At 70.7% G+C, this 13,553-nt stretch carries 13 protein-coding genes; 6 read left to right on the plus strand and 7 right to left on the minus strand.

Features of this window, described 5'->3' with window-relative positions; all coding sequences use genetic code 11:
* Window positions 1–59: 59 nt before the first annotated feature.
* Window positions 60–614 (plus strand): OmpH family outer membrane protein, encoded by a 555-nt coding sequence (locus tag BLW43_RS04015; protein WP_175478750.1) that lies wholly within the window; start codon window positions 60–62, stop codon window positions 612–614.
* A gap of 56 nt (window positions 615–670) precedes the next feature.
* Here the strand turns inward: BLW43_RS04015 and lpdA are convergent, their stop codons facing one another.
* From lpdA to BLW43_RS04045, 6 genes are all read right to left on the minus strand, one after another.
* Complete coding sequence (gene lpdA, locus BLW43_RS04020; protein ID WP_093248650.1) at window positions 671–2,068, minus strand: dihydrolipoyl dehydrogenase; 1,398 nt, start codon at window positions 2,066–2,068, stop codon at window positions 671–673.
* 154 nt (window positions 2,069–2,222) lie between these two features.
* Complete coding sequence (locus tag BLW43_RS04025; RefSeq protein ID WP_093248652.1) at window positions 2,223–2,807, minus strand: DUF924 family protein; 585 nt, start codon at window positions 2,805–2,807, stop codon at window positions 2,223–2,225.
* A 96-nt stretch (window positions 2,808–2,903) separates the two neighbouring features.
* Window positions 2,904–4,202, minus strand: coding sequence for an MFS transporter (locus BLW43_RS04030; RefSeq protein ID WP_093248654.1), 1,299 nt, complete (start codon window positions 4,200–4,202; stop codon window positions 2,904–2,906).
* Between the two features lie 116 nt (window positions 4,203–4,318).
* Window positions 4,319–4,648, minus strand: coding sequence for a TraR/DksA family transcriptional regulator (locus tag BLW43_RS04035; protein WP_093248655.1), 330 nt, complete (start codon window positions 4,646–4,648; stop codon window positions 4,319–4,321).
* 55 nt (window positions 4,649–4,703) lie between these two features.
* Window positions 4,704–5,801: a tRNA preQ1(34) S-adenosylmethionine ribosyltransferase-isomerase QueA gene (gene queA, locus BLW43_RS04040; protein WP_093248663.1), complete on the minus strand. Its 1,098-nt coding sequence runs from the start codon at window positions 5,799–5,801 to the stop codon at window positions 4,704–4,706.
* Window positions 5,802–5,927: 126 nt separating this feature from the next.
* The gene (locus BLW43_RS04045; protein WP_245730915.1) at window positions 5,928–7,301 is read right to left on the minus strand and encodes a D-alanyl-D-alanine carboxypeptidase family protein; all 1,374 of its coding nucleotides are present in this window, start codon (window positions 7,299–7,301) and stop codon (window positions 5,928–5,930) included.
* Window positions 7,302–7,602: 301 nt separating this feature from the next.
* Between BLW43_RS04045 and BLW43_RS04050 the strand changes: the two genes are divergently transcribed.
* From BLW43_RS04050 to BLW43_RS04070, 5 genes are all read left to right on the plus strand, one after another.
* Window positions 7,603–8,043 carry a phasin family protein gene (locus BLW43_RS04050; protein WP_175478751.1) on the plus strand — a complete coding sequence of 147 codons (441 nt, stop codon included), beginning with the start codon at window positions 7,603–7,605 and terminating at the stop codon, window positions 8,041–8,043.
* Between the two features lie 160 nt (window positions 8,044–8,203).
* Window positions 8,204–8,575 carry an ATP-dependent Clp protease adapter ClpS gene (gene clpS, locus BLW43_RS04055; protein WP_093248670.1) on the plus strand — a complete coding sequence of 124 codons (372 nt, stop codon included), beginning with the start codon at window positions 8,204–8,206 and terminating at the stop codon, window positions 8,573–8,575.
* Between the two features lie 289 nt (window positions 8,576–8,864).
* Window positions 8,865–11,195 (plus strand): ATP-dependent Clp protease ATP-binding subunit ClpA, encoded by a 2,331-nt coding sequence (clpA, locus tag BLW43_RS04060; RefSeq protein ID WP_093248675.1) that lies wholly within the window; start codon window positions 8,865–8,867, stop codon window positions 11,193–11,195.
* Window positions 11,196–11,322: 127 nt separating this feature from the next.
* Window positions 11,323–12,111 carry a hypothetical protein gene (locus tag BLW43_RS04065; protein WP_093248676.1) on the plus strand — a complete coding sequence of 263 codons (789 nt, stop codon included), beginning with the start codon at window positions 11,323–11,325 and terminating at the stop codon, window positions 12,109–12,111.
* Window positions 12,108–12,791 (plus strand): hypothetical protein, encoded by a 684-nt coding sequence (locus BLW43_RS04070; protein ID WP_139283982.1) that lies wholly within the window; start codon window positions 12,108–12,110, stop codon window positions 12,789–12,791. Before BLW43_RS04065 ends, BLW43_RS04070 begins: the two co-directional genes overlap by 4 nt.
* A gap of 154 nt (window positions 12,792–12,945) precedes the next feature.
* Here the strand turns inward: BLW43_RS04070 and BLW43_RS04075 are convergent, their stop codons facing one another.
* Window positions 12,946–13,386, minus strand: a complete 441-nt coding sequence (locus BLW43_RS04075; RefSeq protein WP_093248681.1) for a hypothetical protein — start codon at window positions 13,384–13,386, stop codon at window positions 12,946–12,948.
* Window positions 13,387–13,553 lie beyond the last annotated feature (167 nt).

Here is a 13,553-nt window from a genome sequence, read left to right on the forward strand (position 1 = left end):
GCGGGGCGCCGTCGGGGTTCGGGGGATTGCCGGCGCCAAGGCTCTTGCGGGCGCTGGCGATGGCGCTCGCGCTGGGCTTGCAGGCCGCCGGCGCCGCGGGGCAGACCGCCGCGACGCCGCGCAGCGGCGGCGTGCTCGTCGTCGACATGGACGCCGCCCTGCGCGAAAGCGCCGCCGCGCGCGCCCTTCGGGAGGCGGAGCTTGCGGCGCGCGGCGAACTCCAGAAGCGCTTCGACGCGATGCAGGCTGAGCTCGAGGCCGAGGAGACGGAGATGGTCCGCCTCCGGCAGACCATGCCGCGCCTGGAGTTCGACAAGCTCGTGGTCGCCTTCGACCAGAAGGTTCGCGCCGCCCGGCGCGACGCGCAGCAGTCCGGCGCCGCGCTTCAGGCGCGCTTCGCGCAGGCGCAGGCTTCCCTCGCCGCCGTCGCAAGGCCGATGCTGGAGGAGATCATGCGCGAACGCGCCGCGGCGCTCGTGATCGACCGCAAATCCGCGCTGGCTGTGGCGCCGGAACTCGACGTCACCGCCGCCCTGATGGAGCGGATGAACGCGCGCCAGCCCGACGCCGCGGGCCTCATCCCGCCGCCGTCGGCGGAGGAGAACGCGCCCTGACGCGCGCCGCTCGGCGCGACGACGGCTGACGGCGAAGGCGGTCCGGCCGCTGCCGCTCAGTAATGGATGGCGCGGCCCCAGGCGTCGAGAACGCTCTCGTGCATCATCTCGCTGAGCGTGGGGTGGGGGAAGACCGTGGCCATCAGGTCCGCCTCGGTCGTCTCCAGCTGGCGGCCGACCACATAGCCCTGGATCAGCTCGGTCACTTCCGCGCCGATCATGTGCGCGCCGAGCAGCTCACCGGTCTTCGCGTCGAACACGGTCTTGACCATGCCTTCTGGCTCGCCCAGCGCCAGCGCCTTGCCGTTGCCGATAAACGGGAAGCGCCCGACCTTGACCTCGTAGCCCAGCTCCTTCGCCTTCGCCTCGGAATAGCCGACCGAGGCGACCTGCGGCTGGCAATAGGTGCAGCCGGCGATGCTCTCGACCTTCACCGGATGCACGTCGTTCCGGCCCGCGATGATCTCGGCGACCATCACCCCCTCATGGCTGGCCTTGTGGGCGAGCCAGGGCGCGCCGGCCACGTCCCCTATTGCGTAGAGGCCTTTAACCCCGGTGCGGCAGTGATCGTCAGTTACGACATGGGTCTTCTCGACCTTCACGCCCAGCTTCTCCAGCCCCAGCCCCTCGGTGTTGCCGACGATGCCGACGGCGGAGATCACCACGTCCACCTTGATCGCCTTCGTCTCGCCGCCGGTCTCGACATGCGCCGTCACGCCGTCCCTGGCGCGGTCGAGCTTCCTGACCGACGCCTTGGGCATGATCTTCAGCCCCTGCTTCTCGAAGGACTTCCTGGCGAAGGCGCTGATTTCGGCGTCCTCGACCGGCAGGATGCGGTCCATGACCTCCACCACGGTCGTCTCTGCCCCCAGCGCGCTGTAGAAGCTGGCGAACTCGATGCCGATGGCGCCGGAGCCGATCACCAGCAGGGTCTTCGGCATCATCGGCGGCGTGAGGGCGTGCTTGTAGGTCCACACCCGGTCGCCGTCGGCCTCCAGCCCGGGCAGCTCGCGCGCCCGCGCGCCGGTGGCCAGCACGATGGAGGGCGCGGTCAGCGTCTCCTCGCCCTTGTCTGTCACGACCGTCACCTTGCCGGGCTCGGGCACGCTCGCCGCGCCCATCACCACCGTCACCTTGTTCTTCTTCAGGAGGTGGCCGACGCCCTGGTTGAGCTGCTTGGCGATGCCGCGCGAGCGCTTCACCACGGCGTCGAGGTCGTAGCCGATGCCGTCCGCCTTCAGCCCGAACTCCTTGGCGCGGTGCATCAGGTGGAAGATCTCCGAGGTCCGCAGCATCGCCTTGGTGGGAATGCAGCCCCAGTTCAGGCAGATGCCGCCGAGGTGCTCGCGCTCCACCACGCAGGTCTTGAGCCCGAGCTGCGCGGCGCGGATGGCGCAGACATAGCCCCCCGGCCCTGCGCCGATCACGATCACGTCGAAGCCCTGTGCGGCCATGGTCGTCCTCCCGTCGATTTGGTCAGAGGCTAGCGCGCGACCGCCCGCGGGTCGAGCCGCCGGCGCCTCATGGCCGTCCTGCGCCGGCGGCGGAGAAGCGCCCGGCAGGCCCCGCCGGGGGCGGCGCGGCGCCGGGTCGCGCCTCCGGGCCCCGTCAGGCCCTGTAGCCGCCCTCGGCGAGCCACGCGGCCTCCTCGGGCGTGTCGCGGCGGGCGAGCGCGGCGTTGCGGAACGGAAAGCGGCCGAAGCGGCGGATGATGTCGCGATGCGCCACGGCATGGGGCAGGTTCGCGTCCGCCCCGGTCTCCGGCATCCGCGTGAGGATCATGCGCACGCAGCGGTCCTGATCGGCGAGGCATTCGGCGTGCATCAGCGGCATGTAGAAGAACTGCCGCTCGGGCTCGGCGATCCTCAGATCCTGGTCGAGGCGGATCGCGCGTTTCGCCACCGAGCGCGCGCGGACGTCGCCGGAGAACGCCCCGGCTTCGCCTCGAAAGGCGTTCCGCGGGAACTGGTCGAGCAGCACGATCAGCGCCAGAGCCCCGCGCGGCGTCAGCGTCCATTCGAGGCAACGGCCCTCGCGCGCCGCGCCCATCGCCGCGCCGAAGCGCTCGGCGATCGCGGCGTCGAGCGCCGCGTCCTGCGCATACCATTTCTCCGGGCCGACTTCCCTGAGCCAGAAGTCCAGGACCGCGTCCTGCCGTTCCTGATGCTGTCGCATCGCCTGATCGAGCGCCATGGCGCGCCTCCTCCTGATCCGCCGAACTGCGCCGGCCTCGCCTTCAGTAGCGCGGCGCCGTCATGGCCGCGTCAAGCCCCGCCTTCCGCGGGGCGCTCAGGACGCCGCGGCGGCCGGCGGCGTCCGGGCGTCCTCCTGGCCGTCGGTCGGCTGGTCGTCGGTCTGCGCGCTCTCAGCCGCGATCTCGGTGACGATCTCCACGGCGACGGGGCTGGCGCTCGCCAGCACGCTGGCGTGCGGCCCGGTCGTCGCCGCGTCCGGCGCGGGGCGGCGCGTCATGCGCCATGCGCCGTAGCCGGCGATGGCGACGAAAAGCCCCGCGAAGTAGGCGAAATAGGCGCCCGGCCCGGCCAGATCCATCAGCGCGCCGACGACGAGCGGGCCGCTGACGGCGCCGACGCCGTTGAGAAACAGCATCCCGCCCGAAGCCGACGCCATCTCCTCGGGGTCGAGGAAGTCGTTCGTGTGCGCGATCAGCAGTCCGTAGAGCGGGTTGCCCATCGCGCCGACAAGGGCCGCCGCCGCGAGGCTCGACCAGAAGCCGCTCGTCAGCGCGCCGAACAGGGCCGCCAGCGCCGCGGCGGCGCAGCAGCCCACGATCAGCATCCGCCGGTCCATCCGGTCCGACAGCCATCCGATGGGCCACTGCGCCAGCAGCCCGCCGAGGTATATCGCGCCCACGAACATGGAGATCTGCGTGATCGTCAGCCCGGCCTGGGCGCCGTAGACCGCGCCCATGCCGAACATCGCCGAGATCACGCCGCCGAGGATGAAGACGCCGACGCAGCCGAGCGGGGAGGCGGCGTAGAGCCGCCGCAGCGTCATCCGCCCTGCGGTGCGGAAGAAGGGCGCCGGCGCGGCGTGCAGCAGCATCGGCGCGACCGCGACCGAGACGAGCGCGGAGATGAGCGCGAACAGCGCGAAGCCCGCCGGGTCCGCCAGCGTCAGAAGGCCCTGCGCCGCCACGATGCCGACCATCTGCACCAGCATGTAGGCCGACATCGCCTGCCCGCGCGTCTCGTTGGTCGCGCGGTCGTTGAGCCAGCTCTCCGAGACGACGTAGACGCCGCAGAAGCTGAAGCCGACGATCAGCCGCACGCCGGCCCACACCCACGGGTCAGGGAACGCGGCGTAGAGCAGGAAGCCCGCCGAGATCAGCGACGCCAGGGCTGCGAACACCCTCACATGACCGACGTTGCGGATCATCAGCGGCGTGAGCCGGGAGCCGATGAGGATGCCGACGAAATAGGCCGACATCACGAAGGAGAGCGCCGTCGGCGTCATCCCCTCGATGGCGCCGCGCACGCCCAGCAGCGTGCCCTGCAGGCCGTTGCCGAGCATGAGCAGCATCAGGCCCAGCAGCAGCGCCCAGCTGTCGCGAAACACGCCGATCATCGCGCACTCTCCGCCATGGCGCGCACCGGGCCCGCCGGTCGCTTGATGCGCGGGAGCGCGGCTCGGGGCAAGCCGCGATCAGCCGCCTTCGGGGGCGCGCATGGCGGCCATGCCGCTCACGCGCATTTGGCGCAGCGCGGGGCGTGCGGCACGGCGTCCAGCCGCCCGGCGGCGATGGCTCCGCCGCAGGCGACGCAGACGCCGAACTCGCCCTCCTCGATGCGGTCGAGCGCGGCCTCGATGGCGCGGATCTCGCCGAGGCCGGCGGCGCCGAGGCTCTCGAGCACCTCGTCGCCCTCCCGCTCCGTCGCACGCTCCTCGGCGTCGGGGTTCGGCGTCTCGTCGAGGTCGTGTTCTATGCCTTCGAGGCGCGTTCGCAGCTCGGCCAGCCGCGCCTGCAGGCGCGCGGCGTAGGGTGCGGGATCGACGGTCTTTCGCTTGGTCATCTGGGCGCCTCCGGGCTTCAGGCTACGCGCGGGCGCCTGCGCCGACAAGCCGGCGTCAGCCGCGCGGCAGCAGCAGCGAGCTGTCGCCGTAGCTGTAGAACCGATAGCCCGACGCGATGGCGTGGGCATAGACCTCCTGCATCCGCGCCGCGCCCATCAGCGCGCAGACCAGCATGAAGAGCGTGGAGCGGGGGAGGTGGAAGTTGGTCATCAGGCCGTCCACCGCGCGCAGCTGATAGCCCGGCGTGATGAAGATGTCGGTCTCGCCGCGCCAGGGAGCCACGCGCCCGTCCTGTTCCGCCGCGCTCTCCAGCAGGCGCAGGGCGGTGGTGCCGACGGCGATGACGCGCCCGCCGGCCGCCCGCGCGGCGTTGATCGCGGCCGCCGCCTCCGGCGATATCTCGCCCCATTCGGCGTGCATCCGGTGGTCGAGCACGTTGTCGGCGCGCACCGGCAGGAAGGTGCCGGGGCCGACATGCAGCGTGACCGAGGCGGTCAGCACGCCGCGCGCCTTCAGCGCGGCGAGAACCTCAGCGTCGAAATGCAGCGCTGCGGTGGGCGCGGCCACCGAGCCGTCTCGGCGCGCGAACACGGTCTGGTAGTCGGCGCGGTCGCGCGCGTCGGGCTGGCGGCGCGATTCGATATAGGGCGGCAGCGGGGGCGCGCCGATGACGGCCACCGCGGCGTCGAGATCGGGGCCGCTCCGGTCGAAGCGCAGGGTCGCCTCGCCGCCGTCCAGCGAGAGAATCGTGGCGGAGAGCGCCGGCGCCCCGGCGCCGCAGTCCTCCTCCCACGGAACGAACGCAAGGCTGTCGCCGGGCCTGAGACGCCGGGCGGGGCGCGCCAGCGCGCGCCAGACGTCGGGGGCGGCGCGCGCGGCGAGGGTCGTCTCGATGCGCGCGACGCCCGAGCCGTCGCTCGTCTCGCGCCGGCGCTCGCCGCGGAGCCTGGCGGGGATCACGCGAGTGTCGTTCAGCACCAGGAGGTCGCCCGGCGCGAGCAGGCGCGGCAGATCCTCCACGGCGCGGTCGTCGAGCGGGTCGCCCGGCGCCGCGCCGCGCGCGGCCAGCAGCCGCGCGGCGCGTCTGGGGCGCGCGGGCCGCAGGGCGATCAGAGACTCCGGCAGCACGAAGTCGAAGTCGGAGACCCTCACCCTGCAACTCCCTTGAACAATGCTCCCGCCCGCTTCCTCCGGCGAACGCGCCGCGAGCAATCGACCGAACCATGGTGCTGCGCGGCGAGGGGCGCTGTCGAGAGGGGACGGTCCGTGTCGCGCGGCTCAGCGCTGCGGCGCCACGGCCTCGCAGCGGCCGCCATCGCGGATCAGCCGCGCGCATGCGGCGTCGGCGGTCTCCCGGTCGAGCCCGGTGAGCCGCGCGCGATAGAGTGCGCCGGACGCTCCCGTGGCGACGTCGATCTCGCGCCCGGCCCGCGCCAGCGCCGGCATCTCGCCCAGCGCCGCCGCGGCGAGTTCGGCGATGGCGGTCTCACGCGCCGGGAAGGCGCCGAGGGTCAGCGTCCAGGGCCCGCCGCCGGCGCCGGCGCGCGGCGCGGGCGGCGCGGCGCGCGTGGGGGCCTGAGGCGTAGGGTCGACGAGGGCGGCGACCACCCGGTTCGGGGCGGGCGTCGGCGCGACGGCGGGAATTGCGCCGGCGGAACGGGCCGCCGGAGCGCCGTCGAAGCTCGCCGCGTTGGCCGCGGAAGGCGTCAGCGCGGCGCCGATGGCCGCGGCGCCGCGACTCAGCGCGTCGCCCGCCCGGGCCGCGGCGACTGCCCCTGCGTGCGCGCCGCCGGGGCGAGGCTCTGGCGGCGGCGCCGTCAGCACGGCGGTCAGCAGGCTCGGCGCGCCGGCCGGCGCCCTCGGGCGCTCCGGCGAGCGGCTGAAGCCGAGATCCAGCAGCTGCGCGACCTTGCTGTTGCGGGCCTTCGAGCTCGCGCCGCCGAAATAGGATACGATGACGCTCTTGCTCCCTCGCTCGGCCGACGCCACGAGGTTGAAGCCCGCAGCGCGCGTGTAGCCCGTCTTGATGCCGTTGGCGCCCAGATAGTCCCCGAGCAGACGGTTGGTGTTCCAGACCGTGCGGCCGAAGGCGGGGGTCGATTCGCGCCCGAACAGGTTGAAGTAGCCGGCGTGATCGCGCTTCAGCCGCAGCCCCAGCAGCGCCATGTCGCGCGCGGTGGAGAGGTGGCCGGCCGCCGTGAGGCCGGACGCGTTGCGGAAGGTCGTGCCGGTCATCCCTAGTTCGCGGGCGCGTCGTGTCATCAGCTTCGCGAACGCCGCCTCGCTGCCCGAGACGGCCTCCGCCAGCACAACAGCGCTGTCATTGGCCGAACGCACCGCGGCGGCGCGGATGAGTTCGCGGATGCGGACCCGCTGGCCTGGCCGGAAGCCGATCTTGGAGGGCGGCTGCGCGGCTGCGGCGCGGGAGACCGTGACGCGCTGATCAACCGAGATCTGGCCGCTCTTGATGGCGTCGAACACCAGATAGAGCGTCATCATCTTGGTGAGCGAGGCGGGATGCAGGCGCTCGTCGGCGTTGCTCGCATGGAGCACCTCGCCGCTGCGGGCGTCCATCACCAGAACCGCCTCCGTCGGCCTGGCCAGGGCTGCTCCCGACAAGACCAGAATCGTCATCGCCGCGATTGCGGCCATCCATCTGAAGCTGCCCATCTGCACGCCCGTGATCCACTCGATGCCCCGAAAGCTGGCGGATGTTTCTCCGCCTCGCCTTAAGATTTTACTGTAACATGAAAAGATTCCATACGAAACGGCGTCGATGGATCTCTCGTCGGGCGCCTCTGGCCGCTGCGTGGCCGCCGCAAAGCCTGCGGCTCTTCGTCCATGTTGCAGTGCAGCATGGGGCTTGACGCAGTGCAGCAAGGCGCGTATCTCGGGCTCATTCGCGGAGGTCGTGGTCCTTCGCGCACCGTCAACGCCAAGAGGAGAACTTCACATGGCCGCTGAGAACGAGAAGATGACCCCGTCCGTCGAGACCTTCGCCGCCGACGCCCAGAAGGCCGTCACCGAGCAGGTCGAGAAGGCCTCGAAGTCGTTCGAGACCGTCTCCGCCTTCGGTCAGGAGACCATGGAGGCCATGCTCAAGTCGCAGGGCATCGCAGCCAAGGCTGCCGAGGAGCTGCAGGCCGAGGTGATGGCCTACACCAAGAAGTCGGTCGAAGAGACCGTGGCCCACGCCAAGGAGCTCGGCTCGGTCCACTCGCTCGCCGAGCTGGTCGAGAAGCAGACCGCCTTCGCCAAGGTCTCGTTCGATTCGATGATGCGCCAGAGCGCCCGCGTCAACGAGATGCTGGTCTCCGCCACGAAGGACGCGATGGCTCCGTTCAACGCCCGCGTCGCCGCGTCGGTCGACCTGATGAAGTCGACCGCCGCCTGAGGCTTCCCCAAGCCGCCCTCCCGCCGCGGCGGGAGGGTTTCGGAAAAGGGGCCGCCGCCGCCGCGGGAGGGTTCCGGACGACGGGGGGCGCAAGCCCCCTTTTTTCGTGGCGCCAGCCGGATATATGATGCGGCCGATGCAGGGAGAGTATGCAGCGCCGATGATCCGCAAGCGTTCGACGACGACAGCCCTTCGGCCGACGGCCGGCGAGGACGAGACCGGCGGGACCGGCCCGGGTCCGGGCTCCGCCGTCGTGACGCGCACCCGCCCCAAGACCCAGCGGCCCCACCGCTACAAGGTTCTCCTGCTGAACGACGACTACACGCCTATGGAGTTCGTCGTGCACGTGCTGGAGCGATTCTTCGGCCTGACGAACCCGCAGGCCGTCGAAGTCATGCTGGTGGTGCACCGCAAGGGCGTCGCCGTGGTCGGCGTCTTCTCCTACGAAGTCGCCGAGACCAAGGTGACGCAGGTGATGGAGTACGCGCGGCGCAACGAGCACCCGCTCCAGTGCACGATGGAGAAGGAATAGCGGCGCGCCCATTCCGCGCCGCGCGCCTCCGCCAGCGGCCGTCGCCGCCATCCGCCGCGGGGCCGCGCACGGCCCGATGCCGTGCTCCGCGCCGCTCAACCTTGCGTTCACCGTGCAGGCCCACACTTGACGTCTCGCCGACGCAGGACGCGCGGGCCCGTCGCAGGAGATTTGCGGGCGGCGCCCTTGAACAGGTGCTGACACCGCCGACATCGTGTGGTGTGATCAATGCGCACAAGCCGGAGCGCGCCTCCCGCGCCCGGACATCATGCCCCTGAGGGAGACGCAGATGCCGTCGTTTTCGAACACCCTTGAGGAAGCCATTCACCGGGCCCTCGGCCTTGCGAATGCGCGTCGGCATGAGCTGGCGACGCTTGAGCACCTGCTGCTCGCGCTCGTCGACGAGGCGGAGGCGTCGCGCGTGATGCGTGCGTGCGGCGTCGACCTCGACGAACTGCGCAAGGCCCTCACCAAGTTCATCGACGATGAGCTGGAGGCGCTCGTCTCCGACGTGGACGGCTCCGAGGCCGCGCCCACCACCGGCTTCCAGCGCGTCATCCAGCGCGCCGCGATCCATGTGCAGAGCTCCGGCCGCACCGAAGTCACCGGCGCCAACGTGCTCGTGGCGATCTTCGCCGAGCGCGAGAGCCATGCGGCGTTCTTCCTGCAGGAGCAGGACATGACGCGCTACGACGCGGTCAACTACATCTCCCACGGCGTCGCCAAGAACCCGGCCTTCGGCGAGAGCCGGCCGGTGCGCGGCGCCGAGGAGGCTGTCGAGGAGGAGAAGGCCACGGCCAGCCCGGAGAAGCCGCGCAACGACGACAGCGCGCTCGCCAAGTACTGCGTCGATCTCAACACCAAGGCGATGGAGGGGGGCGTCGACCCGCTCATCGGCCGGGAGCCCGAAGTGGAGCGCTGCATCCAGGTGCTGTGCCGCCGCCGCAAGAACAACCCGCTGCTGGTGGGCGACCCCGGCGTGGGCAAGACCGCCATCGCCGAGGGGCTGGCCAAGAAGATCGTCGAGGGCGAGACCCCCGAAGTTCTGGCCGGCGCCACGATCTTCTCGCTCGACATGGGCGCGCTTCTCGCCGGCACCCGCTACCGCGGCGATTTCGAGGAGCGGTTGAAGGCCGTCGTCAAGGAGCTCGAGGAGCACCCCGACGCGATCCTGTTCATCGACGAGATCCATACCGTCATCGGCGCCGGCGCCACCTCCGGCGGCGCGATGGACGCGTCGAACCTGCTGAAGCCCGCGCTCCAGTCGGGCTCGCTGCGCTGCATGGGCTCCACCACCTACAAGGAGTACCGCCAGCACTTCGAGAAGGACCGCGCGCTCAGCCGCCGCTTCCAGAAGATCGACGTCAACGAGCCGTCGGTGGACGACGCCATCAAGATCCTGCGCGGTCTCAAGCCCTATTTCGAGGAGCACCACGACATCCGCTACACCGCGGACGCGATCAAGGTCGCCGTGGACCTGTCCGCGAAGTACATCCATGACCGCAAGCTGCCCGACAAGGCGATCGACGTGATCGACGAGGCCGGCGCGGCGCAGCACCTGCTCTCGGCCAGCAAGCGCAAGAAGACCATCACCGCCAAGGAGATCGAGGCGGTCGTCGCCAAGATCGCCCGCATCCCCCCGAAATCCGTCTCCAAGGACGACGGCGAGATGCTCCGCGACCTCGAGGCCAACCTCAAGCGCGTGGTGTTCGGGCAGGACCAGGCCATCGTGGCGCTCGCCTCGGCGATCAAGCTCAGCCGCGCCGGCCTGCGCGAGCCGGAAAAGCCGATCGGCTGCTACCTGTTCGCCGGCCCCACCGGCGTCGGCAAGACCGAAGTGGCCAAGCAGCTCGCCGACGTCATGGGCGTGGAGATGAAGCGCTTCGACATGTCTGAATACATGGAGAAGCACAGCGTCTCGCGGCTGATCGGCGCGCCGCCGGGCTATGTCGGCTTCGACCAGGGCGGCCTGCTGACCGACGCCGTCGACCAGCATCCGCACGTCATCCTGCTGCTCGACGAGATCGAGAAGGCGCACCCCGACGTCTACAACATCCTGCTGCAGGTGATGGACCACGGGAAGCTGACCGACCACACGGGGCGCAAGGTCGATTTCCGCAACGTCGTGCTCATCATGACGTCGAACGCCGGCGCCGCGGAGCAGGCCAAGGCCGCCATCGGCTTCGGCCGCGAACGGCGCGAGGGCGAGGATCTTGCGGCCATCGAGAAGATGTTCACGCCGGAGTTCCGCAACCGTCTCGACGCGGTGATCTCCTTCGCGCCGCTGCCGCGCGAGGTCATCCTGCAGGTGGTGGAGAAGTTCGTGCTGCAGCTCGAGGCCCAGCTGCTCGACCGAGGCGTGAGCATCGAGCTCACCCCCGAGGCGGCGCAGTGGCTCGGCGAAAAGGGCTACGACGACAAGATGGGCGCCCGCCCGCTCGGCCGGATCATCCAGGAGCACGTCAAGAAGCCGCTCGCCGAGGAGCTTCTGTTCGGCCGGCTGGTCAAGGGCGGGCTGGTGCGCGTCGCGGTGAAGGACGGCGCGCTGGTGCTGGAGTATCCCGAGCCCGACGCCAAGCGCCTCAAGCGCGACGAGACGCCGCTTCTGACGGCGGAGTGACCGGCGACGCTGCTTTCGGAGGCGCGCCGACGCCGCCGCGTCCCTCAATGGGCGCGGCGGCTTTTTCTTGACCCGGGTCGGAACGGGCGTCTAGGCAGGTGGGGCGGGAAGACTGGTTGGAGGGCGTATGGCACGCTTTCGCGCCCGCGCCGGCTTGATCGCGGCGCTCTGCATCACATCGCCTGCGGCGGCGACCGCGCAGGACTCTGCGCGCTACGCGAGCGTCGCCATCGGGGCAGCGCAAGCGCCGGTTCACCTGGCGCTGGTGGCGAACGCTTCATGCGACCGCTGCGACGACGTATTCGACGCGCTGTTCGACACTAGACTTCTCGACGGCGAGCGCGTTTCGCCGTATGCGGCGGCTCTCGAGGCTGGTCGCCTGCGCATCGTCTGGCGCTCGTGGCTCGACGCGGACCGGGAACTCATCGCCGATCTTCTCGCCCGCTGCAGCGAAGCGCCGGGTGAGACGATGCGCAGGCTCTCGTCGGCGCCGCAGATGATACTCAGCTTTCCGCACCCGGCGACGCGCGAACCGATCCCGATGACATGGCGCGAGTTCGCCGAGATCCTCGGTCCGGTCCTGACGCCGGATCTGCTGAGCGAGGCCGATCTTCTGGCGTGCCCGCGCGACGCCGAGGCGAGCCAGCAGGTCATCGGATACTTCCGCGCCTTCGAGCAGGAGTATCCCGACGTGAAGCCGCCGCTCGCCTTCATCAGCAGTGAACGGTTCGAGGGCCTCGACGCCATCGAGAAAGGGCTCGCCGCCGCGCTTGGCCTGGAGTACGGGGCGATCCTCGCCCGCCGCTCGGCTGCGCGCGTCGCGCAGTTTCGAGACGCGCAAGCCGTGATCGAAGGCGACGCCAGTCACCGCCGCCGGATTTCGCATCATCCTCTCGCGATCGCAGGCGCGCCATGAGAGGTACCTCCCTCGTCCTCGTGGCCGCCCTGTTCGGGGCCGCGGTTTCGGGCCCGGTCTCTGCGCAGCAGGCCGAGCCGCTCGGCTACGGCGTCGAGGACGCGCCCAACCGCTACGCCTTTCTTTCCCTCGTGACTTGCCGGCACTGCGTCGACCTCTATGCGACGATCCGCGACGGCGAGGTTCATGGCGTCCCCGTGCTGGCGCGCGAGGCCGCGGCGCAGGCGCATCAGGCGCTTGAGGACGGGCGCATCCGGCTCGACGTGTATTTCGTCCACCAGTCGCGCAAGGATCTCTGGGCCGACCTGCTGGTGCGATGCAGTGCGGATCCGCTTGAGTCGCACCGCCGGCTCCAGCTTGCCGAAAGCCACTGGCGCGACGTGACCTTCCGGCATGGCGAGGGCTTCAAGCGGGTCGAGATACCGGCGGCGCGCGCAGTGAAGGTCATGCGTGCGATACTCAGCCCCGACCTGATCGCCGCCGACGCCTTCGACGGCTGCCTGCAGGGCGAGGCCCGCGCGGCGGAAGTGGTGAAGGTCTCGCGCGAACGCTACGAAGAGGCTCGCAGCGAAGCAGCTGACGCGACGGTGAACTTCCCGGCGGCCTTCATCGACGGAGAGTTGAACATGGGCGCCGTCGAGATTCTCCATGCCATCGCGGACGATCTGGCGCGCCGCTAGAGCGGCGCCCGATCTGACTGCGTCAGGTCTGCCGCTCTATGCCACCGCCTTTTGGCGGCTTGCTTGTCGCTGACCGATCCAGTCGATATGTTGATCGCCCCGCCACTTCGTCCTGCTATCGCCGTCGCGCCTCGGGCTCAGCCGGCGCGCGCTCTCACCGTTGCGGCGTCGTTTGCCCCGCGTAGTAGTCGCGCCGCGACTCCGCCAGCGCCGCGCGGTGCAGCGAGATCGCCATCGCCGCCGGATTATCGTCGTCGTCGAAGCGTGGCGCGGGGCGGGCCGCGCCGCTCTCGCCGCGGATCATCGCCAGCGCCAGTGCGCCCGCAGCGCAGGCTCCCGCCAGCGCGCCCGCGACCGGGCCGCCGAGAATCGCCGCAGCCGCCACGGCGAGACCGCCAACCGCAAGCATCGCCATGTCCTCCTGCGTGATGTCCGTGCGCGCCTGCCTCGCCGGACCGCGCTCCTCCCGCGCCTCGCGCAGCAGGCGGCGCAGCGCCGCGCGATAGCGCGCCCGCGCCGGGCCGCCGAGCCGCTCCAGATCGGCGCGGATCATCGCGCGGGCGTCGACGTCGTCGAAGGTGGCGGTCACGGTCATGGCCCTGCTCCGTCGCTGGCTCGATGGGACCGACTTTGGCTCAAATTTTCAGGAAAGTCGCGCGCATTCGTGGTTTATGCCGTCATGTCAGGTGGTTAACCTTGTTTTGTCGGGGCTGGCGCCGTGCCGCGACAGATGGGATACCGGAAAGAGAGCCCAACCGCGCG

Source organism: Rubrimonas cliftonensis (assembly GCF_900107585.1).
Taxonomy (GTDB): Bacteria; Pseudomonadota; Alphaproteobacteria; order Rhodobacterales; family Rhodobacteraceae; genus Rubrimonas; species Rubrimonas cliftonensis.

What these genes read in the sequence shown, in the direction of transcription:
- BLW43_RS04065 (WP_093248676.1), top strand. Translation starts at nt 11,323, where the DNA reads ATGGCACGCTTTCGCGCCCGCGCCGGCTTGATCGCGGCGCTCTGCATC.
- BLW43_RS04045 (WP_245730915.1), bottom strand. Translation starts at nt 7,301, where the DNA reads ATGGCCGCAATCGCGGCGATGACGATTCTGGTCTTGTCGGGAGCAGCC.
- clpA (WP_093248675.1), top strand. Translation starts at nt 8,865, where the DNA reads ATGCCGTCGTTTTCGAACACCCTTGAGGAAGCCATTCACCGGGCCCTC.
- BLW43_RS04070 (WP_139283982.1), top strand. Translation starts at nt 12,108, where the DNA reads ATGAGAGGTACCTCCCTCGTCCTCGTGGCCGCCCTGTTCGGGGCCGCG.
- BLW43_RS04025 (WP_093248652.1), bottom strand. Translation starts at nt 2,807, where the DNA reads ATGGCGCTCGATCAGGCGATGCGACAGCATCAGGAACGGCAGGACGCG.
- clpS (WP_093248670.1), top strand. Translation starts at nt 8,204, where the DNA reads ATGATCCGCAAGCGTTCGACGACGACAGCCCTTCGGCCGACGGCCGGC.
- lpdA (WP_093248650.1), bottom strand. Translation starts at nt 2,068, where the DNA reads ATGGCCGCACAGGGCTTCGACGTGATCGTGATCGGCGCAGGGCCGGGG.
- BLW43_RS04050 (WP_175478751.1), top strand. Translation starts at nt 7,603, where the DNA reads ATGGCCGCTGAGAACGAGAAGATGACCCCGTCCGTCGAGACCTTCGCC.
- BLW43_RS04075 (WP_093248681.1), bottom strand. Translation starts at nt 13,386, where the DNA reads ATGACCGTGACCGCCACCTTCGACGACGTCGACGCCCGCGCGATGATC.
- BLW43_RS04015 (WP_175478750.1), top strand. Translation starts at nt 60, where the DNA reads ATGGCGCTCGCGCTGGGCTTGCAGGCCGCCGGCGCCGCGGGGCAGACC.
- BLW43_RS04035 (WP_093248655.1), bottom strand. Translation starts at nt 4,648, where the DNA reads ATGACCAAGCGAAAGACCGTCGATCCCGCACCCTACGCCGCGCGCCTG.
- BLW43_RS04030 (WP_093248654.1), bottom strand. Translation starts at nt 4,202, where the DNA reads ATGATCGGCGTGTTTCGCGACAGCTGGGCGCTGCTGCTGGGCCTGATG.